This is a genomic window from Flavobacterium crassostreae (assembly GCF_001831475.1).
GTDB lineage: Bacteria > Bacteroidota > Bacteroidia > Flavobacteriales > Flavobacteriaceae > Flavobacterium > Flavobacterium crassostreae.
Map to the genome: position 1 here is coordinate 1,635,293 of NZ_CP017688.1, position 19,780 is coordinate 1,655,072.

The following is a 19,780-nucleotide window of genomic DNA, read 5'->3' on the forward strand; positions in this document are numbered from 1 at the left end:
AACATGAACATTCAAATATAGTGAACGTAATTCATAAATATTAATTTTTGTTCATTTTTTATTATTGTTCATGTAACTTGAACAATGTTTTTTAGTAAACAAGAGATGAATTTATTATACATATTAATTTTGCTAGTTAGTGTGTTTTGTTGTTTTTAGGCATTTATATGTTATTAAATGTAAATCTTTTGATAAATGAATTATGCTTTCTAAATATAGAAACATCTATTTCTAATATTTTTTTATTGGAATTTTGCAATGTCATTTTTAATTCTGTTTTTCTACTTTTTAATTTATCATCTTTACTTCCTCCAAGTGAGGGTGGAGGACTAACATAATGATCTAATGTTTCAAAATCTATAGTTTCTATGCCTAAAAAAGACTCAAATGAACCCATTAAATCTTTAAATTTTCCCATAGGTAATGCTAATAAAAACATGATTGCTAAAATTTCTTTCTCTTCGATATCTTCATTATAATCAAAATCTTCATGGGTTTTTACTATCCTATAAATATTTACAAAACGTTTTATAGCTCTTGGGTTATTACCGATGATTTCAGTTAAGCTTTTAATTTGTTCAATTTCCTCATCAGTTATATCTAAAGCTTTAATTTGTTCTTCATTTATAATTGGTACTATTTTAGGAGTAGAAGAGATATTTAAAGTTTTAGTGATTTTTTGATTATCATTGTCGTCATATTCAACTATTTCTATATTTACAGAATCTGGACTGACACTGTTATCTTGTTCTTTATCTTTGTTTATTATACCTAAATTTTGTTTTGTTTTTGCTAATTTCTCAATCATATTTTTGATGCTATTGTCGTCGGCATCTTTCAAATGAAAAGGTACTTGAAATATTTTTTCTAAATAATTAGATGGAGAAATTGCTTCTTCGTTATCACTATTTTTATTAAATAATTTTTTATATTTCTTTCGTAAAGCTGTCTTTACCCATCTAGGGTCAACCCCAACTACAACAACGAAAAGCGGAAATGCCATTAATAAATTAACTGCTTCCAAAACTTCAACTACTCGGTCTTCGGGACAACGGTCTAAGTCATCTATATAAAGAATGATTCGTTCAAGTGGTTTCTCAAACATTGCTTTAAATTCTTCATTTCCTTTATTTTCTGTAGCTTCTATATTGTGGTCAGTTAGTAAGCCACTGAGTACTTCAAAATCTTTCCTTATGATAGAGACTATTCCTAAGTGTTTTTTATAATCTTCACTATTCGCTCTTTTTTCAATAAATGTGAATAGGGCTTCTGTTGACAGTGCGTGTTCTATTTTAAATTCAATTCTGATCTTTGTACTCTGTGTTTCAATTATTTGTTGGGTAATATTATTTATTTCCTCCTTACTATTTTCTATTTGTAGTATTAATGCTTTTTCTTTTTGATTAAATTCAAATAGAGCATTTTCTTTTTCGGTTTCATAATCATTTTTTATTTTCCAAAAGGAAGCAAATATCGGTTGTAATTTTTTGTAAGTATCAACTATCTTAACATACAATGTTCCTAAAATTGTTACAATAGCCCAGGTTTTAGGAGAAAATGTAAAGTCTCCATAAGTGATATAAAAAATAAAAGTTATTACAATAGCTGATGAAAAAAACATAATTAAAAGTATACCTATTAACCATTTTAAATTAGATTTCCATTTACCAGATTTGAAAAAAGATCTAAAAAATGTTTGCTTAGATTTTAACTGATTGTATAATTCTTCAGGGCTACTCCAATACTCTTTAGGGACTATTTTGCTGAATTTTTCTTTAGTTTCAATGAATGATTTATTGCTATCTAAAGCATCTTGAATTTTGCTTTCAACATTATATTTATCATTAATATTTTTAATAATGTTAATCAATGTCATTTTTTCAATTTCATCGATTTTGTTTTTTAATTCTTTTTCAACTTTTCTTTTATCCTTATATAAACAAAATAGTTTTTTTCTTACATCCTTTTTTTGTTTTTCAAGTTCTCTTAATTCATCCTTGGAAATATTAAGATTTTGAGTCAGTTTTATTGCAATTTCTTTTTTATAAGTTTTTGCTAAATTGTCGCCACTTATGTATTCATGCAAACCTTCAAAAATTCTGGTGACAATGCTTGCCCAAAGATTGGCATCCATATATGACCAAGCATTAAAGTGCACGTGAGTGATTCCTTCACAAAAGGCTTCCTGAGGATTGTTTTCAGATAATTTTTGAATATCTTCCTTTAGTTTTTGCATAAAAAAACTTTTGCCAGAGCCTCATTTTCCTAATAAAGCAATAGCTAGTGGTGGGGTAAAACTTTTAGCTCCAATCACACGGGCAAAAGCTTCAACATCTTTTTTAATATCTAAGTGGTCTTCCCCTATTTCAGAATCGCATAGCAATCCGGGTATTGTAGTGATATTAGGTTTTAATTGGTTTGATTGTAATTCAGAATTTAAGACAGAAAGTGCATCACCTAATTTTTTAACATCTTTAGATTCAACTTTGGCAAATATCTTTTTTAAAACAGATTTACTCGGTTCAACAATTATAGACCTGAAATTTGATATTTCTGAAATTTTGATATCTATATTCTGATTCTTTATTATCCAAGCAACATCAAATTTATTACGACGATTTAAAGACTCAGTTACAATTCCTATTTCTTTTACTTTTAAATAAGCTTCATTATTATTTGTTAAAATCGATTTACTAATTAAAATGTCGCCAATACTAATTTTATTAGTTATTGCTAAATATTCTTTATTGCTAAATATTACTTCCGAGAAACCCTCATTAAATGGCTTACTGGATTTATTTTTATTGTCTGAATTGGAATCTAAAAGGTAAAAATTAGCATTAGTATTGTCTACAATATTTGAGACTAATTGGTGATGTTTTTTGTCTTTAAACTGGATGTTTTCAATTTCTTTTTCTCTTTCCAAACGTAAAGCTACTTTCTCTTTTCTTTTTTCTTCGCCTACTTCTTTTGAAGCTTCCTTTTTCCCTCTGTCTCCAGCAAACTGACCGCACAAGATATTATAAACATCATCAGAAATTTTAGTATTTGGATTTGATTCAATGTTAATTCCTTTGTCTTTAAGATAGTCAACAGCTCTATCTAATGAAATGTTTAACTCTCTTAAAACTTTATTTATCCTAATAACTTTCTTGTTTTCCATTTCAAATTGTTCTTTTAGAATATTATATTCTATTTCAGAAAGTATAGTGTTCGGATTAGAATCTATGGTAAACCCTTTAGATTAAAGAAAGACAACAGCTTTTTCTAATGAGATATTAAATTCCCTTAAAACTTTACTAATTCTAGTAATTTTAACTTCAGACATCAAATCCTTTTTTATCGATTTTTTAATATAAATTCAATTATTAAACCTCCGAACCATTTTATTTAAAGCACCTTTTTAATCTACGGAGTTATTTAATACAATTAACATCATTTAGAAATACCAATATCTCTAATATATTGATGTCAATTCTTATTGGTCTCAAAATATTAATGATTATAGCTTTCCGAAATTCTCCATAATTCTCCCTTGCAATTCATTCCCTTTGGTAAACTGTTCTTGTAGTTGTGCTTTTAATCCTGTTATTTTATCTTCAAACAAAATACCATCATCTTCTACTTCTTCGGTGCCCACATAAATACCGGGTGTCAATTTGTAGTCTTGTTGTTGTACTTCGGCTAAAGTTGCAGCATAAGAGTAACCATCGGTGTTTTCATAAATGCTATTTATGTTTCTCCAAGCATGGTAGGTTTCGGCAACTTTATCGATGTCGGCATCAGTAAAAACACGCAGTTTACGGCTTTCCATGGTTCTCATTTTACTGGTATCAATAAATAGGATTTCATTAGTTCGTTCGCGGTGAACGCCATCTTTTCCATCACGGTTTTTACTTAAAATAAAGATACATGCAGGAATTCCTGTGGTTAGGAATAATTTATCTGGTAAACGCACAATGCAATCAATCATTTGGTTGTTGACCATATATTCTCGTACGTTTTTCTCTCCTTTGTTGTTTGAGGTCATGGCGCCATTTGCCATTACTACTGAGGCTGTTCCTGTATTGCTTAAATGACTCCAAAAGGTTTGCATCCACATGTAGTTAGCACTACCGTCTGTGGTAAATTCTTCTTTGGGGCCAAAAAGACGAGGATCATTTTCAGGTAAATCTTCGGGATGCCATTGGCTGACGTTAAACGGCGGGTTAACAATGATAAAGTCGGCTTTTAAGTCTGGGAATTTATCGTTTAGCAAAGATTCTCCCAAACGGACATCAAAAGATAAATCACGTAAGGCTAAGTTCATTTTACATAAACGCAAAGTACCATCATAACGCTCTTGTCCGTAGATAGAGATATTCTTTTTGTCACCACCATGAGATTCCAAGAATTTCAAGGATTGTACAAACATTCCACCTGAACCACAGGCTGCGTCAAATATTTTACCTTGGTAAGGTTCGATTATTTCGACCATCAATCGCACGATACTTCCAGGTGTAAAGAATTGTCCCGCACCAGAACCTTCGGCAATGGCGAACTTACCTATGTAATATTCATACACACGACCCAAAATATCACTTTCGGGGTTTTCTTTTTGAGAGAGTTTCGGGTTAGAAAGTAAGTTGATCAATCCACCTACTTGTTTTGGGGATAATTGACTTTTTACAAAAAGTCGGGGTAAGATTCCTTTTAAATCAGGACGGAATAATGCCAGTGTATTATCTAACACATCAAATGCATCATCAATGATTACTTTGATGTTGTCTTGCTCTGCATTTTCTTTTAGATATTGCCAAGTAGCTTCTTTGGGAATAATATAGATGTTTTTAGATAGATACTCGTCGGCGTCTTCTAAAACGTAATTGATTTCGTCTTGGTCTTGGGTATAATAACCTGAGGTTTTGTCTTGCACTAAATCCAGTAATTCTTCTTTTCGAATCTCATATCGTTCAGACATGTGTTTCAAGAAAATTAATGGAAGGATATAGTCTTTGTATTGATTTTCAGCGACTGCGCCACGTAGTTCGTTAGCAGCTTTCCATAATTCTTGTTCAAAATTGACATCTGCTTTTATAGGAGTCTTTGACATTATTTGTTTAAATGATTATAGCAATAGTATTTCGCTAAGGTATTAAAAAATACTTCTTAGAAAATGTGGGAAACCGTATAGGATAAATTATTTCAGATAGATTGAATACCGTTGATTTGTTTTAATTGAAAGTTGTAAATAAACGGCATTTTGAAGGATTGTACCATACCCACTTTTAGTGATATTGAAAAGTACTCTACATAGGGCAGGCAATATTTTTTGTAATTATAAGATTAACGACTCAATTTTATTTTTGTGTCTTTAATGACAGAAATCAATAATCCTATCGCAGTAATTACATCTACTATATTCCAAATGGTTCTGCCCAAGGCGATCTTGATAAAAGGTTGAAATAAAAAGGCCAATGCAATATAGATAAACATCTCATTTTTTCTATTTCGTTTCATGACAGAATAAGCGAGATAACCAAATGCAACCATTGCCACAAAACGAACAAATTGGTAGAAGCCGTAAGGCATGTCTAAGAGACATGCCATTAATAAAATTGTTAAAACTATTTTTATTGAACTATTCAACAGAAGAAGTTATACTTTTCTTTGGGAAATTTAGAAAGGAAGAAGTAATAATTGGGATAAAGAATATTGCAACTGTAAGAACAGATATTCCAATATCAGCAGTATGGCTTCCTAAAAAAATACTTATTGAACTTTGGGGATAAAAATGCTCAAACAATGATAGCGTTAGTTTTAAACCCAATATTGCAATTACAATGAATGCGGCTGTTTCAAGAAAATTGTATTTTTCCATAAGTTTAACAAACCATTGCGCTATAAATCGCATAGCAAGAATACCAATAAATACTCCAATACAAACTAATATGATATTTGGAGTAAATGCTACAGCTGCGAAAACATTATCAATTGAAAAAGCCATATCCATTAATTCTACTAGACAAACTGTTGCCCAAAATGTACCTAATGAGCCAACTGTTAATTTATATAGCCAGTTACTTTCTTTGTCTAGTGTATCATCATCTGTAGATACGGTTTGTTTGCTTTTCCAGTAGTCATAAACTAAATATAATAAATAGATCCCGCCCAAAGGTTTAAGCCACCAGATTGTTATTAGAAACGAAGCGAAAATCATTGCTAATCCTCTAAAAAAATAAGCTCCCCAAATTCCATATTTTAATGCTTTGTCTCTTTGTTTTTGAGGTAGATCCATAACCATTGTAGCCAAAACGGCTGCGTTGTCCACCGATAATAAGCTTTCTATAATTATTAAATTACCTATTATTGCTAGTGATGCGCCTGGATGACTGATAATGTCTTGCCAAAGTGTACTAATGTGAAAAATTAATTCATTCATTTTATATTTATTTAAGGTTATTTATTTACTTATTTATTTGCCATTGTTATTACTACAACTCTTCCGCCATCTTCTTTTGATAATAGAAGTTTTTTTCCATCGGTTAATTCTACCATGGATCCGATTGGGATTTCTTTATTTTCGGTTACGTCTTTTAATGATGTTAATTTTTGATTTACTAAGACCCATTTGTTGTTGTGAAAGGTGAAATAGCCCACTGGAACTTTTTGGTCAGGGGTAATTTTTTCATTTCTTGTAATATTTCGATTTACGTGCCACTGAAAAAGATATTGATCTTTATAAACCATTAGTCTATGATTTTCAGGTTTCCATACGGATTCTTTAAATTGATAGTAAAGGTCTAAGATGGGCAGAGTGCCTTTATGAGCCGTACCACAAAATGGGCATTTAGGGGTATTTGTGTTATCAAATACATACCATTTTTGTTCACAAGAAACATTATGGCATTTCTGCATTAAATCGGTTGTTTTTAATAAAGCAATTTCCCACTCATCTGCTGTTGGCCTTTGCATTGGGTTGTGCAATCCGTCTATAAAAACTTTGTCAAATAAGGTCTTTAGATAGGGGCCAGTAACCGAATAAGGAAGTTTGTTAATATCTGCCCATGGCAAATCCCATTTTGAGCCTTGAGCAAGTTTAGGTCTGTTTGTCTTATCTGTTGGATGTTCTATAAACATTGCTTTTTCGCCCATCGATAGCAAATCATCTTTTTCAGTATCAAGATCATGCACTTTGCCTCCTTTTAAGGGATGTCTGTGCAACAAAAACATGTAAATAAGTACAGGTAAAGCGTGTAAATCAGTCAGCCTATTAGGTAATTTCCTATTTGAATCTGTCTTGTTTAAATGTTTACTAGAAAGTACTTCCGGAGCAATAAATTCGGCTGTTCCAATCACTTCAGCGGCAAACATTCCAGGAACTACGAGACCATCTAAGTCAATTATACATGCCGATTTTTCAACAGGATCAATAAGCACGTTATTATAGGATAAGTCAGAATGTGCTAGTCCCATGGCGTGCATTTTTTTAACTCCACGAGTTAAATTCACACATACCTGGAAGTAGCTTAACCAATCCCCTAATTCTGAATTTGCAACTTTCAATGGAAATTGAGGGTTCCTAAATTTTGCACCAGCAAACCATTTTCCGTTTTTTTCTTTTCCTTGAATTAAATCACTTGTTTCATATCCTTTTTTGAAGAAAAATTTAGAATTATATATGGGAACAATGACACCAATAAATCCATTATGCTCGATCACATCTGTTGGCCATCGAAACACTTCATTTAAATAGTAGTCGCCAGCTTCTTTTTTTTGAATTTGTGGCAAATAATGATTTGTTATTTTTTGTAACCTTTCTTTTTGATTAAAATCTAATTTATCTCTAAAAATGGCCACAACGTATTTTTTATCAGGGCTAAAAAAAACATCTTTCACACCACCACGCATCGGTTCACCATTATCTATATATTGATAAGATTTCGAAGAATCATTAATCGATTTTACAGTAATTGTTTTCATAGTTTAATAGATTATTGCAAGTGTTCTGTCATCATGATTTCCTGGATTCCAAAAGTCCATCCAATTTGAAAGTTGATTCGCTATATTGTCATTATCTCTGTTAAGATCTACCGATAACCCATCCTCGTTTTTACCTTGTAAATCTTCCAGGAATTCCTTCCATTTTTCTATTTTTTCTAAATTTGCTTCAACGACAAATTTCGGATCATAGATTCCGTCTGTCATTAGCATTAAATAGGAGAAATCATCTACTAATTTGAATCCAAAACGTGTTTGAAGTTTATCGCTTTTAAATATTTCAGGCATTGTAATAAAGCGTGTTCCTCCACCAAATTCTCCAACATCTAACCAATTCATTAATTTAATTTCAGTTAAATCTGTATTTAATAATCCTATTGGGCAGTCACCAACTCCAAAGGTTAAAATGGCATAACCAAAATCATATTTTTTTATTAACGCAAAAATCAATGTGGAATGAAAATCTTTTAATGGTTTTTCTAATTTTATTGCGAATTTCTCTAATTCTTTATGAACAAACCATGCTGCTTTTGAAAGGTTATCATAGACAAAACGGCTTATTTTCTTTGAAGAATCTTCATCTGTTTGATTATTGTGTTGCAATAATGTTTCGCCAAATTCCTTTAAAAAATCAGAGGTGAAGTTTTCTTCAAAATAACTAATCGCTAAATCACAAGACATTTTTGAACCTTCTCTTGATAAACTGGCTGAACCAGCTCCATCGGAAACTGCTAAAATACTCCACCCTGTATCGTTAATTTTTTTGAAAGCAAAATCATCATCTCTGAAAGAACCAACATTTGCGTGGCTTCTCCCTCTTTTGGAAGCTACAACTATCTTTTTGTCCAAGAAATCACTTGAAACTGCAACATTGTCCTCTTTCCAAAAAGGTGCTTTTTTGTCACTTTCAATATTTTTCCATAAAGATTTAGGATCTGGATTGATTATAATGGTTATTATTTTTTCATTCAAATTAGAATCTTCGGCTTCGCCTTCTACTCTGAAAAGGAATTTTATTTTTAAATCTCCACTTATTAATGGATTTCCAAAAAGTAACTCTTCTTCATTATTAAATTCAAGGCCGGTTTCTTCCAAGTCTATAATTTCTGAATAAATAACATCTTTCCAACCTAAGTTAATAAAGTCAAATTTCGCTTCATATTTTTTATCTACTGTACCGTTTGGTAATGATACTGATTGTATAATAATATCGTCAATTCGTGTTTTTAACGTCCAATTTGCCATAATCATTTTTTGATTTTCTTGAATTATTTGTACGGATTTAATATTCGTTTCATTAGAAATAAAATCATCAAAAAGAGACAATTTACTTGTTGCAACGTCAATTTTATTTTGGAATAAAAAAGCTTCAATATATTTTTTTGTTTCTTCCATAATTTATCCTTGTGTTCTATTTACATCAAATCCACCATCACCATTACCGTAAGTTCCTTGATTTCCACACCAAGGACAGGTGCTCAATTCTTCTTCTCCTATACAATGAATTTTTCCACAAGAACAAACTGCGAATGCAATTTGATTACCACAACACGGGCAGGTTGGTCCACCAATTAATTCATCGGTATTTACTTTATTGGTAAAATTAGCGTTGTCTGCCAACTCAAAGTAAGAGTTGTCCACCTGATAGGCCCCAACTAATCTGTAGCTTTTAGTACCTAATTCGATACCGGCAAAACTTGAAGGAGCAATTGATTTGCGGTATTTCATTAAATAGGGTCTTTTTGTATTTTGGCATTTCCCGTTGAGGACCACAAAATTATCATCTACAAATTGTCTGTTTGGCTCTGACTTGGTTAAATCTATTTTCGATAAAGTTTCACCATCTAATTTTGCCAATTCAAATCCGGTTGCATTATTTTCAACACTGATGCTACTTGTTTTAATAGAGTCTGTAACCCATTTGAAGAACTCTTTATAGGATTGTACATTGGTATTTTTAAATTGTAAAACATTATCCGTTAATTCTCCCAAAAGTTTAGTATCTGTTTCATTACCAAAAGAGACCGCAATCATATTGGCTGTTTTTTGCCAGTTTTGTTTCCATTCATGAATAGCCGCTTTACTATCATCTGTTGGTACACCATCGGTAAACAGATATACAATAGGTTTCCAGTCGCCTTTAACTTCGTAAGTTGTCTTAACTATGTTCGTTCTTAATTCGTGCATTAAATGTCCCAAACCTTTACTTAAAGAGGTGCCACTTCCAATAGGAAATTTAGGTGGATAAAAACTAACTATTTCTTGTAAAGGGACTAATGTTTTTGCTTGCCCTGCAAACACAATGATAGACACAAACACGGTTTCTAGTGCGTGTGGGTCGGTTTTTAAAGCTTGAATAATAGTAGCTAATCCTTCCTCAACTTGTTGAATAGGTTCGCCAACCATTGATTCTGAAATGTCTATCAGGAAATAAATAGGTAATCTTCTCATATTTTTTCTTTTATTAAATTCAAATACAATTCTAAATTTTCTACATCATAACAACAAAAAATCACTTTTTCTGGAAATTCATTTTCCAATAAAAAAGATGTTACTGTTTCAAAAGAAATAGTTGAAGCTAAATCTTTGGGAAACCCATAAGCTCCAGTTGAAATGTTTGAAAACACCACCGTTTTAAATTTGTGCTTTTTAGCAATTTCTAATGAATTTAAGTAACAGTTTTTTAAGTCTTGAATTTCGGATTCGCTTTTAAATAAATACCTGGGACCAACTGTGTGAATAATATTTTGGGCAGGCAAATTAAACGCGGGCGAAATTTTGGCTTCTCCGACGGAGCAGCCACCAAGTGTTTTACAAAATTCCGAAAGAGCCATTCCTGCTTTTCTGTGAATTGCCCCATCCACACCGCCACCACCTAAAAGTGAAGGTCTAGCAGCATTTACAATACAATCCGCAGTATACTCTGTAATATCACCAAAATGTAATTCAATCCTCATTTTAAAATAAATTTAGTAGCATTAAAAAAATTATTAAAAGCACAATTTGTGACATATCAATTGACAATCCTAAACCTACTTGAAAAGGCTTTATTCTTATTTTTAAAAAATTAAAAATGGGAGAGAAAAGGCTATTGAAAACAAAGTATTTTCAAATCGGAGGTTAGATGTAACACGTGATATATTCTTATTCAGTTGCTATACTAGCTATGCTCCAGTTGATGTGATGAACCTTCGTCAAGGTAATTATAGCTTAGATAACGATTTAGACAGCTGGATTCAAACAAAAAGACAAAAGACAGGTGTAAAGACCAATGTTTTAGTTATTCCTCCATTGCAACGTATAATCGACAAATACAAAGACGACCCTGAATGTTTAGAGGAAAATCGATTGGTTCCAAATCGAAGTAATTCTAATATGAATGCTTATCTCAAAGAAATTGCAGATTTATGTGGCATCTGTAAAAATTTGACATGGTATGTTGGAAGACATACTTTCGCAACCACAGTTGCTTTGGCTAATAATATTCCAATGGAGGTAATTAGCCAAATTATGGGACATAAACGAATTACCCAAACTCAGCATTATGCAAAATTGCTGGATGATACTGTAAAACAACACATGAAGATTTTAATGAAAGAATTTGACTAAATAGATTTTAAATGTAAATTTGAAAACTAACAAATGTTGGTTTTCAAATTTACAATTATGAAGGGATTTTCGAACGCAAGTCAAATTAGTGAATGTATTAAAGAAATTGCGGATCAAGTCTAAAAGTTGTGGGGAAATATTAAATTTAGATATTTGCATTTTAAAATTTAATACAAATGCAAGATTCTTTTGTCGACCTTCTCAAGTTGTTACTTCCTGAAATAATAGTAGACTACTTTGAACTGACTTCCTATAAAAAAGAGGAAGAGATACTTCATCTTTACTTAAAGGAGATTAATTCAATTCCTAAAGAACATCGACAATCAAAATTGAGCTCAAAAGGGTTCTTTGATGAAATAACAGTTCAGGATTTCCCTATCCGGGGACAGCAATTATATTTCTAATTTGTACAAATTCATTTTCTCAAAAAGTGTTTTATACATCAAATCCAAAAGAAGCAGATTACAAAATATTTGTTTCACAAAAGGAGTATGATGCTAATTGGATAGTATTAAAAACCAACTGGATTAAAAGTGTTAAAAAAGGAATTTGGTTTGAAGTCAAATATAAAAATGAAGCAGATTTAGTTGTTTACATAGTCAAAGAAAAATACTTAGCAGATAAGATTGTGTTTTTTACAGAATTTGAAAGCAAAATAAAATTTTAATTTTTTTACTTTAATTTATCTAAACTTACTTCAAAAGAAGATATATTTGCATTATACGCTAATTAATATGAGCAAAAAGACAATAAATAGACTTAAAGTTGTTCTAGCAGAAAAAGGAAAAACTAATAAATGGTTATCTGAAAAGCTAAACAAAAATGAAACAACGGTTTCAAGATGGTGTACAAATGAAGTGCAACCATCTTTAGAAAATTTAGTACTTATAGCTAACTTATTAGCTGTTGATGTAAAGGAATTAATAAATTCAACTCTTTAAGAAATGATAGAAATTCAAACAAAGAACAATCAAATATTTGCACCTCTTAAAGATAAGTGGCTAATTCAAACACCAGAAGAAACTGTAAGACAAGAGTATATTAAAAGACTTGTAAACGATTATGGTTTTTCTTTGGATCAAATGGCTCAAGAAATTCAAGTAAACAATTCACAAAGAGGTCAAGGTAGAGCAAGTGCAGATATTGTAATTTGGAAAAACAAAAAAGATAAAACCGATTCTAATAGTCCAGTTATTGTAGTAGAATGTAAAGCGGAACATATAACAGTAAGAGAGGAAGATTATTTTCAAGGTTACAATTATGCCTCATGGGCTGGCGCAGATTTTTTTGTTACAACAAACATTAAAGAAACTAGAATTTTCAAAGTTGTAAAAGGAAAAATTCCAAAACACTTAGAAGAGATTATTGATATTCCAGATGCAGAAAGCATAAAAAGCGAAAAGAAAATAGATGAGTTATTAAAACAAACTAAAGCATTCACCAGAGATGAATTTTCTAAACTGCTTTTTAATTGTCATAACATTATTCGTAACAATGATAAACTTTCACCAGAAGCCGCTTTTGATGAAATTTCAAAAATTCTTTTCATAAAAATTAGATATGAGCGTTCCAATACTGGAACTCAAATTTTTTCAAAAAAACAATTCTTATCTGATAAAGAAGCATACGATAGACATAAGTCAAAAGATAGTAGACCGTTCTATCAACAACTATTTGAAAGCACCAAAGAAGACTTTAAAAATCAAGATTTGTTTGCAGAAAATGAAACGGTTAGAATTAGAGAAAATAGTTTTGAAGCTATTGTAGAAAAACTAGAAAAATACAATCTATCAACTACTTCTGATGACGTTAAAGGTATTGCTTTTGAACAATTTTTAGGAAGAACTTTTAGAGGTGAATTAGGACAATTTTTTACACCTAGAACAGTAGTAGATTTTATGGTGGAAATTCTCGACCCTCAAGAAGGTGAAATAATTTGCGACCCTTGTTGTGGCTCTGGAGGTTTCTTAATTAAAGCTTTTGAATATGTAAGAGCTAAAATAGAAGCTGAAATTCAAGAACAAAAAGAAGTCATTAAAAGAAAATATTTTAATGATGAATACACTAATTCTACTGATAAAAAGAAATTAGAAATTGAAGAAAAAGTTAATCAATTATTCTTTTATCTAAATCAAGAATTAGACATAAACAATCCTAAAAGCAGATTAAGAGTACTTTCTTACGATTGTATTTTTGGAACGGATGCGAACCCTAGAATGAGTAGAACCGCCAAAATGAATATGATTATGCACGGTGATGGTCATGGTGGTGTACATCATAATGATGGGCTGTTAAACGTGAATGGAATTTTTGAAAATCGTTTTGATGTAATACTAACTAATCCTCCTTTTGGAGCTAGAATAGAAAAGAGTTTACTAATTACGGAATCTGATAAATATACTGATGAGGTTAGAATTGCTGAGTATAAAAATCGATATGGTAAAGCTTATGACAATGCTTTAAAACAGATTAATGATAACATTGGTGAACCTCTTTTAGATTTATACAAAACTGGAAAAATGAGTTCACTAACTGAGGTCTTATTTATTGAAAGATGTTTGAACCTATTAAAACCAGGAGGAAGAGTTGGAATTGTTTTACCAGAAGGAGTTTTAAACAATAGTAACCTTCAAAAAATCAGAGAATTTGTAGAAAGTAAAGCTAAGATTGTTTTAATTACTTCAATTCCTCAAGATGTTTTTATTGCTAGTGGTGCAATGGTAAAACCTAGTTTGCTTTTCTTTAAAAAGTTTACAGAGGAAGAAACAAAACAATGGAAAAATGTTACTACAAAAGCATCTAAAGAAATTGAAGCAAAACATAAAACCGAACTTGATAATCTTAAAGCAAAATTTGCTTTAAAAGGAAAAGAAGCCCCAAATGCAGAAGAGAAAAAAGCCCTTAAAGCATCTCTGAAGGAATTAGAAGATAGAATTGAAAACGAAATAAAGGCTAAAGTAAAAAAAGAGTTTGATTATGAAATTCCAATTGCTGAGGTAGAAAAAGCAGGAATTAGCACAACTGGTGCTCAAATTGAAAACGAACTTAAACCACTAGCAGAAGAGTTTTTAGAATACAGAAAAAACAACAAGCTTTGGGATAAAAAATTTGATTACATCAATTATGAAGTTGATGAGGAAGAGAATTTTTATAGAATACCATTTGCAGGAAATCCTTCAATAGCTCAAGAGCCAGAAATGTTTTATGGAAAATAATAAAAATATGATTATTACCGTACCATTTTCAGAGCTTAAAATTTGGGATGTTAAAAGCTTTTACCATCAATCTGATATTTTCAATAAAAAATATCCAGTTGTTTTGTTTGGTGAATTTTTAACTAAACCTATTATATCAAAAGTTCAAATTGAAGATACTAAAGAATATAAAATTCTTGGTGCTAGAGCTTATGGTAAAGGGGCTTTTGTGAATAGAACCGTTAAAGGTGATACTCTAAAAATGAGAACCTATCAACAAGCTAAACCAAATCATTTATTTTGGTGCAAAGTTGATACAAAAAACGGAGCTTTTGGTATAATTACAGAAGAACTAGCAGATGGTGTAGCCTCTTCAAATATGACTTTTGCCAAAATTGAAACTGAAAAAGCAAATCCAGAGTTCCTTCAGTTGCTTTTCAAGAGCAAAAGAATTAACGAATATATGGATGGCTATGTTTCTGGAACTACAAACCGAAAATATATAAAACCAGACCAGTTAAGGGATGAAATAAACATTGTACTACCTTCAATTGAGGAACAGAATAGAATTGTAAATAATTATAAAACAAAAATTGATTTAGCTGAAAAGCAAATAAATGAAGCCAATAATCTTGAAATTGAAATTGAAAAATATTTATTTGATTTAATTGGAGTTAAAAAATTTGAAAAAAAAGAAATTAAAAAAGGACTTCAATTAGTTAATTACAGTGAAATTTCAGACTGGTCAATGAATAATTTAGAATTTTCATTATGGAAATCAAATAAATATCCTGTTACTTCAATTGACTTGAGTAAAAATCTTGCAATTGAAATTTATAGAGGTAAAAGTCCCAAATATGATATAAATGGAAAATCATACATTCTTAATCAAAAATGTAATAGATGGAATTTTATAGACTTACAATTTAAAAAAACTGTAAGTGATAACTGGTTTAAAAGTATTGATAAAGATTTTCTAACTAGAGAAGGTGACATTTTAATTAATTCAACTGGAGAAGGTACAATTGGAAGAGCTAGTTATATTAATTCCAATAATGAAGGTTTGTTATATGATAGTCATTTATTAATGTTAAGATTAAACCCAAAAGAAGTTAATCCAAAGTATTTTACTTTTTTATTTAATAGCTCTTATGGTCAAAGTCAAGTAGAAAATATAAAGTCTGCACAAACAACTAAACAAACTGAATTAGGTGTAACAAATTTAAAAAAGATAATATTTCCTATACCTCCAGTTGAAAAGCAAATTGAAATAGTAGATTTTATTGAAAATTTAGATTCTAAAATTAGAAAATTGAAAGTTGATTCAATTAATAATAACGATAATGCTTTAATAGAATTTGAGAACGAAATATTTAACAGCTAATGAAATTATTAGATTTAAAAATTGAAAAGTATAAAAACCTATCCAATTTTCATTGGGAGATAACAGAAGATAATGCTTCACCAGCTTTGTTATTAATGGGTAAAAATGCTTCTGGAAAAACAAATGTTTTAGAAGCAATGATTCAAATTTTTGATTTTTTAATTCATAGCCAAAGTAAAAAAGCACCTTTTAAATTTTCTATTACTTATGTTTTAGAAGTTACAACAATCAATATAAAGTGTAATAAAAATGAAGCTTTGGAAGGAGTTTCAATTGATGAGGTTTTTGTTCCAGTTTCAGAGATTAGAAGAGTAAATAATACATTTAGAGCACCAAATCACACCGATTTAGAAAGTCTTTTGCCAGAGAATATTATACTTTATTACTCTGGTTTCTCAGGGCGTTTTAATACCGTTTCAAATAAGTTTAAACAAGAGTATTCAAAATTATTTAGAAGACAAAAAGCGGTTGCATTACCTCCAATTATTGCTTTAGAGCCTATTCATTATCAAATGATTCTATTAGCTCTTTTTTCATTTTCTAATGATGCACCAATTTATGAGGATTTCTTTAAAAAGTATTTTAATATAACTGCTCTTGATTCTTTTGAAATACATATCAAAAAACATACTGGATGGATCAAAGACCATACTTTTGAAAACTTCTTTGATACTGATGGAATAGTTAGAAACTTTATTGAAAAAATACATTTAGTACAACTAGATGAAGATGCAGAAGGATTACCAGTTTTACACCGTTCTACTAAATACAATGAGAGAATAAACTGGATTACATACAAGTTTAAAGGAAATAATGCTTTGTTGAAACTAAAAGAGATATTTGGTTATGAAGATGACATTTTCAAACTACTTAATATTCTACACACTACTAAAAACCTAGCAGGTATTACTTTAAAGGTAAAAAAAGAAAATATTGATGTATCTATTCCTTTTAATGGTTTAAGTGAAGGTGAACAGCAATTTCTAGCCATTAAAGGAATGATTTATTTGTTGCAAGGTAAGAACTCATTATTTTTATGGGATGAGCCAGATACATATCTAAATCCATCATGGCAATGGGATTTAATACCAGATTTAGAAATTAATAATACTCAATATGCAGAAGAAGACTATGCAGAGGAAGATTATTTTCAAGGTGCTATTCAAAGAGACCAGTTTATATTAACAACGCATTCACCAGTTTTATTAAGTACAGTAAAAAAACAAGCTTACTATATTGATAAAGGAACAATTTCTTCTATTAAAAATACTTACGGTCTAACAGTTGATGAATCATTAATAAAACAAAATATTACACCAAGAATAGAAGAAGTAGATAATGCTTTAAAAACTTATTTAGAGCTTATTGCAACTGGTCAATCACAATCAGAGGAAGCACTCCAATTAAGAGCAAAATTAGAGCAAACAATGGGGGCTAATCACCAAGAACTTCAAAGAGCAAATGTTTTAATTAATTTTTACGAATAATGAGGTTTATCAGAAAAAATCAGATAGAACCTCAACTTCTTACAAATTTGAAGCAAAGGTTAATTGCAGAAGGAAAAAAATTCTCATTCAAAGAATTAATAAATCCAGATAAAAACGATTTTAGAGAGATACTAATTAGTGAACAAAAGTATTTATGTTGTTATTGTGAGCAAGAAATTGAAAACCATTCTTTAAGGGTTGTTTTAGAACATTTTCTACCACAATCAAAATTTAAAGTTCAAGAGCTTGATTACTTTAATCTTCATTTATCTTGTACCCATTCAAATAAGCATTGTGATACGGTTAAAAGTGATGAGCTTATAGTTAATTTGTTATTACATCCAGATTGCGCTTCATTTTTTAAATATATGCCAACTGGTGAAATTTTACCAAATACACACGAATACAGAAGCTTTTCAGATTTTAAAGCAAATATTGCATCTCTACAAATAAGATTTCAAGCTGTTGTTCACCTTATAACGGTTTTAGACTTAAATAATTTGCAATTAGTAAGTGAGAGAAAAAAAACGTTTGATGACTTGATTAGAGTAAAAGATACACAATTTGATACACTAGACAAAATAGAGGATTATTTAGAAAAAGAAAATGCTAAAGCTAATAGTTCACGTTTTCCTTCACTTGTTGAGTATTTATTAAATAAACAAAAAACAAAAGTTTAGAATTTATTCGTTTTTTAGGGATCAAGTCTAAATGTTGTGGGGAAATATAAAAATAGAGATATTTGTATTTCCAAATCAGATACAAATGCAAGATTCTTTTGTCGACCTTCTCAAGTTGTTACTTCCTGAAATCATAGTTGAATACTTTGAACTGACTTCCTATAAAAAAGAGGAAGAGATACTTCATCTTTACTTAAAGGAGATTAATTCAATTCCTAAAGAACATCGACAATCAAAATTGAGCTCAAAAGGGTTCTTTGATGAAATAACAGTTCAGGATTTCCCTATTCGTGGGCATCAGGTATATCTTCATATCACTCGAAGAAGATGGCTAAACGAAGATACTGGAAAAGTAGTTTTTAGAGATTGGAATTTAGTAGCAGACGGAACTCGGGTGACACAGGAGTTTGCGTCTTTTTTAAAAGAGATCCATAGATTCCAAGCCTAATGATTGCAATGCTATCGCCTCTTTCTATGGCGTTAGCGGTAAAAACCTACAACATCAATACAAAGATTTCTTAAGTGATTTCAAAATATGGAATCAAAAACTACACGCAAAAGAATGGCTTATTTTTCCTGAAAACATTGGAAAACGATTATCAATAGACGAAACCTCCTTGTCCAATGGCGAACTCTATACTATTTTGACCAACAAAGCTGGAAAGGGAAAGAAAGGAACTATAGTGGCCATGATTGCTGGAACTAAAGCGGAAACGGTAATCGCTATCATTGAAAGAATCCCTCTTAAACAACGAAATCTAGTCACCGAGATAACCCTTGATATGGCAGGAAATATGGGGCTCATTGCCAAGAAATCCTTTCCTAATGCAACTCGCGTCATCGACCGGTTCCACGTTCAAAAATTGGCTACAGAAGCTTTACAGGAAATAAGAATTAAATACCGTTGGCAAGCTATAGACCAAGAAAATCAGGCAATAGAAAAAGCGAAGAAAAACAAGAAAAGGTTTGAGCCTGAAGTATTGACTAATGGAGATACTATTAAGCAGTTACTTGCTAGAAGTAGGTATTTCTTATACAAGAATAAATCAAAATGGACGGCGAATCAATTACAACGAGCATTATTGTTGTTTGAATTATATCCCGACATAAAAGAAGCTTACAATCTATCTCAAGGATTACGGAACATTTTTGAAAACACAACCGATAAAATCATTGGTTTTGCCAGACTAGCTAAATGGCATGAAAAAGTAAATCAATCTGGATTTAAGTCTTTCAATACAATATCTCGAACCATAATCAATCATTATCAAAGCATATTGAACTATTTTGATAATAGAAGTACTAATGCATCAGCAGAATCCTTTAACGCCAAAATAAAAGCTTTTAGATCTCAGTTTAGAGGTGTTAGAAATGTAGAATTCTTTCTTTTTAGGCTAACTAATATTTATGCCTAATTTTTGCTGCTCCACAGGTTTTAGGATTGAT

The 19,780-nt window shown here is 30.7% G+C and carries 18 protein-coding genes and 1 pseudogene; 10 read left to right on the forward strand and 9 right to left on the reverse strand.

What is annotated here, in order from left to right; translation table 11 throughout:
- Positions 1-163: 163 nt before the first annotated feature.
- From LB076_RS07330 to LB076_RS07370, 9 genes and pseudogenes are all read right to left on the reverse strand, one after another.
- Positions 164-2,236, reverse strand: a complete 2,073-nt coding sequence (locus LB076_RS07330) for a P-loop NTPase fold protein (protein ID WP_066336467.1) — start codon at positions 2,234-2,236, stop codon at positions 164-166.
- Between the two features lie 642 nt (positions 2,237-2,878).
- Positions 2,879-3,163: pseudogene (locus tag LB076_RS13850) on the reverse strand (hypothetical protein); the annotation flags it as partial.
- Between the two features lie 339 nt (positions 3,164-3,502).
- Entirely contained in the window at positions 3,503-5,092 is a 1,590-nt protein-coding gene (locus tag LB076_RS07340) for a type I restriction-modification system subunit M (protein WP_066336472.1), read from the reverse strand.
- Positions 5,093-5,325: 233 nt separating this feature from the next.
- Positions 5,326-5,628, reverse strand: coding sequence for a DUF6804 family protein (locus tag LB076_RS07345; protein ID WP_099092427.1), 303 nt, complete (start codon positions 5,626-5,628; stop codon positions 5,326-5,328).
- Complete coding sequence (locus LB076_RS07350) at positions 5,621-6,421, reverse strand: TerC family protein (RefSeq protein WP_066336477.1); 801 nt, start codon at positions 6,419-6,421, stop codon at positions 5,621-5,623. The genes LB076_RS07345 and LB076_RS07350 overlap by 8 nt, the downstream gene beginning before the upstream one ends.
- A gap of 29 nt (positions 6,422-6,450) precedes the next feature.
- A complete protein-coding gene (locus tag LB076_RS07355; RefSeq protein ID WP_066336478.1) occupies positions 6,451-7,962 on the reverse strand; it encodes a helix-hairpin-helix domain-containing protein in 1,512 nt (503 codons plus the stop codon).
- 3 nt (positions 7,963-7,965) lie between these two features.
- Positions 7,966-9,375 carry a PP2C family serine/threonine-protein phosphatase gene (locus LB076_RS07360; protein WP_066336479.1) on the reverse strand — a complete coding sequence of 470 codons (1,410 nt, stop codon included), beginning with the start codon at positions 9,373-9,375 and terminating at the stop codon, positions 7,966-7,968.
- A 3-nt stretch (positions 9,376-9,378) separates the two neighbouring features.
- Positions 9,379-10,431: a TerY-C metal binding domain-containing protein gene (locus LB076_RS07365; protein WP_066336485.1), complete on the reverse strand. Its 1,053-nt coding sequence runs from the start codon at positions 10,429-10,431 to the stop codon at positions 9,379-9,381.
- The gene (locus LB076_RS07370; protein WP_066336490.1) at positions 10,428-10,937 is read right to left on the reverse strand and encodes a macro domain-containing protein; all 510 of its coding nucleotides are present in this window, start codon (positions 10,935-10,937) and stop codon (positions 10,428-10,430) included. Before LB076_RS07370 ends, LB076_RS07365 begins: the two co-directional genes overlap by 4 nt.
- Positions 10,938-11,163: 226 nt before the next feature.
- Here LB076_RS07370 and LB076_RS07375 point away from each other — a divergent pair, with 226 nt between their 5' ends.
- From LB076_RS07375 to LB076_RS07420, 10 genes are all read left to right on the forward strand, one after another.
- Positions 11,164-11,589 (forward strand): site-specific integrase, encoded by a 426-nt coding sequence (locus LB076_RS07375; protein ID WP_066336491.1) that lies wholly within the window; start codon positions 11,164-11,166, stop codon positions 11,587-11,589.
- A gap of 176 nt (positions 11,590-11,765) precedes the next feature.
- Positions 11,766-11,993: an ISAon1 family transposase N-terminal region protein gene (locus LB076_RS07380; protein ID WP_070786767.1), complete on the forward strand. Its 228-nt coding sequence runs from the start codon at positions 11,766-11,768 to the stop codon at positions 11,991-11,993.
- 26 nt (positions 11,994-12,019) lie between these two features.
- Entirely contained in the window at positions 12,020-12,256 is a 237-nt protein-coding gene (locus tag LB076_RS07385; RefSeq protein ID WP_066336495.1) for a 7(1) septoil knot domain-containing protein, read from the forward strand.
- A gap of 67 nt (positions 12,257-12,323) precedes the next feature.
- Entirely contained in the window at positions 12,324-12,530 is a 207-nt protein-coding gene (locus tag LB076_RS07390) for a helix-turn-helix transcriptional regulator (protein WP_065213545.1), read from the forward strand.
- A gap of 3 nt (positions 12,531-12,533) precedes the next feature.
- On the forward strand, positions 12,534-14,804 hold the full coding sequence (locus LB076_RS07395; protein ID WP_232505640.1) for an N-6 DNA methylase: 2,271 nt from the start codon (positions 12,534-12,536) through the stop codon (positions 14,802-14,804).
- The gene (locus LB076_RS07400) at positions 14,794-16,167 is read left to right on the forward strand and encodes a restriction endonuclease subunit S (RefSeq protein WP_066336502.1); all 1,374 of its coding nucleotides are present in this window, start codon (positions 14,794-14,796) and stop codon (positions 16,165-16,167) included. The genes LB076_RS07395 and LB076_RS07400 overlap by 11 nt, the downstream gene beginning before the upstream one ends.
- A complete protein-coding gene (locus LB076_RS07405; RefSeq protein WP_066336504.1) occupies positions 16,167-17,654 on the forward strand; it encodes an AAA family ATPase in 1,488 nt (495 codons plus the stop codon). The genes LB076_RS07400 and LB076_RS07405 overlap by 1 nt, the downstream gene beginning before the upstream one ends.
- Entirely contained in the window at positions 17,654-18,334 is a 681-nt protein-coding gene (locus tag LB076_RS07410) for a retron system putative HNH endonuclease (protein ID WP_066336506.1), read from the forward strand. The genes LB076_RS07405 and LB076_RS07410 overlap by 1 nt, the downstream gene beginning before the upstream one ends.
- An 85-nt stretch (positions 18,335-18,419) precedes the next feature.
- Positions 18,420-18,782 carry an ISAon1 family transposase N-terminal region protein gene (locus LB076_RS07415; protein ID WP_070786662.1) on the forward strand — a complete coding sequence of 121 codons (363 nt, stop codon included), beginning with the start codon at positions 18,420-18,422 and terminating at the stop codon, positions 18,780-18,782.
- A gap of 13 nt (positions 18,783-18,795) precedes the next feature.
- Positions 18,796-19,749 carry an ISAon1 family transposase gene (locus LB076_RS07420; RefSeq protein WP_198402051.1) on the forward strand — a complete coding sequence of 318 codons (954 nt, stop codon included), beginning with the start codon at positions 18,796-18,798 and terminating at the stop codon, positions 19,747-19,749.
- Positions 19,750-19,780: the final 31 nt, after the last annotated feature.

Bases quoted from the DNA above. Each gene is read 5' to 3' on its own strand.
- LB076_RS07330 (WP_066336467.1), bottom strand. From the start codon at position 2,236: ATGCAAAAACTAAAGGAAGATATTCAAAAATTATCTGAAAACAATCCT.
- LB076_RS07340 (WP_066336472.1), bottom strand. From the start codon at position 5,092: ATGTCAAAGACTCCTATAAAAGCAGATGTCAATTTTGAACAAGAATTA.
- LB076_RS07350 (WP_066336477.1), bottom strand. From the start codon at position 6,421: ATGAATGAATTAATTTTTCACATTAGTACACTTTGGCAAGACATTATC.
- LB076_RS07355 (WP_066336478.1), bottom strand. From the start codon at position 7,962: ATGAAAACAATTACTGTAAAATCGATTAATGATTCTTCGAAATCTTAT.
- LB076_RS07360 (WP_066336479.1), bottom strand. From the start codon at position 9,375: ATGGAAGAAACAAAAAAATATATTGAAGCTTTTTTATTCCAAAATAAA.
- LB076_RS07365 (WP_066336485.1), bottom strand. From the start codon at position 10,431: ATGAGAAGATTACCTATTTATTTCCTGATAGACATTTCAGAATCAATG.
- LB076_RS07370 (WP_066336490.1), bottom strand. From the start codon at position 10,937: ATGAGGATTGAATTACATTTTGGTGATATTACAGAGTATACTGCGGAT.
- LB076_RS07375 (WP_066336491.1), top strand. From the start codon at position 11,164: ATGAACCTTCGTCAAGGTAATTATAGCTTAGATAACGATTTAGACAGC.
- LB076_RS07380 (WP_070786767.1), top strand. From the start codon at position 11,766: ATGCAAGATTCTTTTGTCGACCTTCTCAAGTTGTTACTTCCTGAAATA.
- LB076_RS07390 (WP_065213545.1), top strand. From the start codon at position 12,324: ATGAGCAAAAAGACAATAAATAGACTTAAAGTTGTTCTAGCAGAAAAA.
- LB076_RS07395 (WP_232505640.1), top strand. From the start codon at position 12,534: ATGATAGAAATTCAAACAAAGAACAATCAAATATTTGCACCTCTTAAA.
- LB076_RS07400 (WP_066336502.1), top strand. From the start codon at position 14,794: ATGGAAAATAATAAAAATATGATTATTACCGTACCATTTTCAGAGCTT.
- LB076_RS07405 (WP_066336504.1), top strand. From the start codon at position 16,167: ATGAAATTATTAGATTTAAAAATTGAAAAGTATAAAAACCTATCCAAT.
- LB076_RS07410 (WP_066336506.1), top strand. From the start codon at position 17,654: ATGAGGTTTATCAGAAAAAATCAGATAGAACCTCAACTTCTTACAAAT.
- LB076_RS07415 (WP_070786662.1), top strand. From the start codon at position 18,420: ATGCAAGATTCTTTTGTCGACCTTCTCAAGTTGTTACTTCCTGAAATC.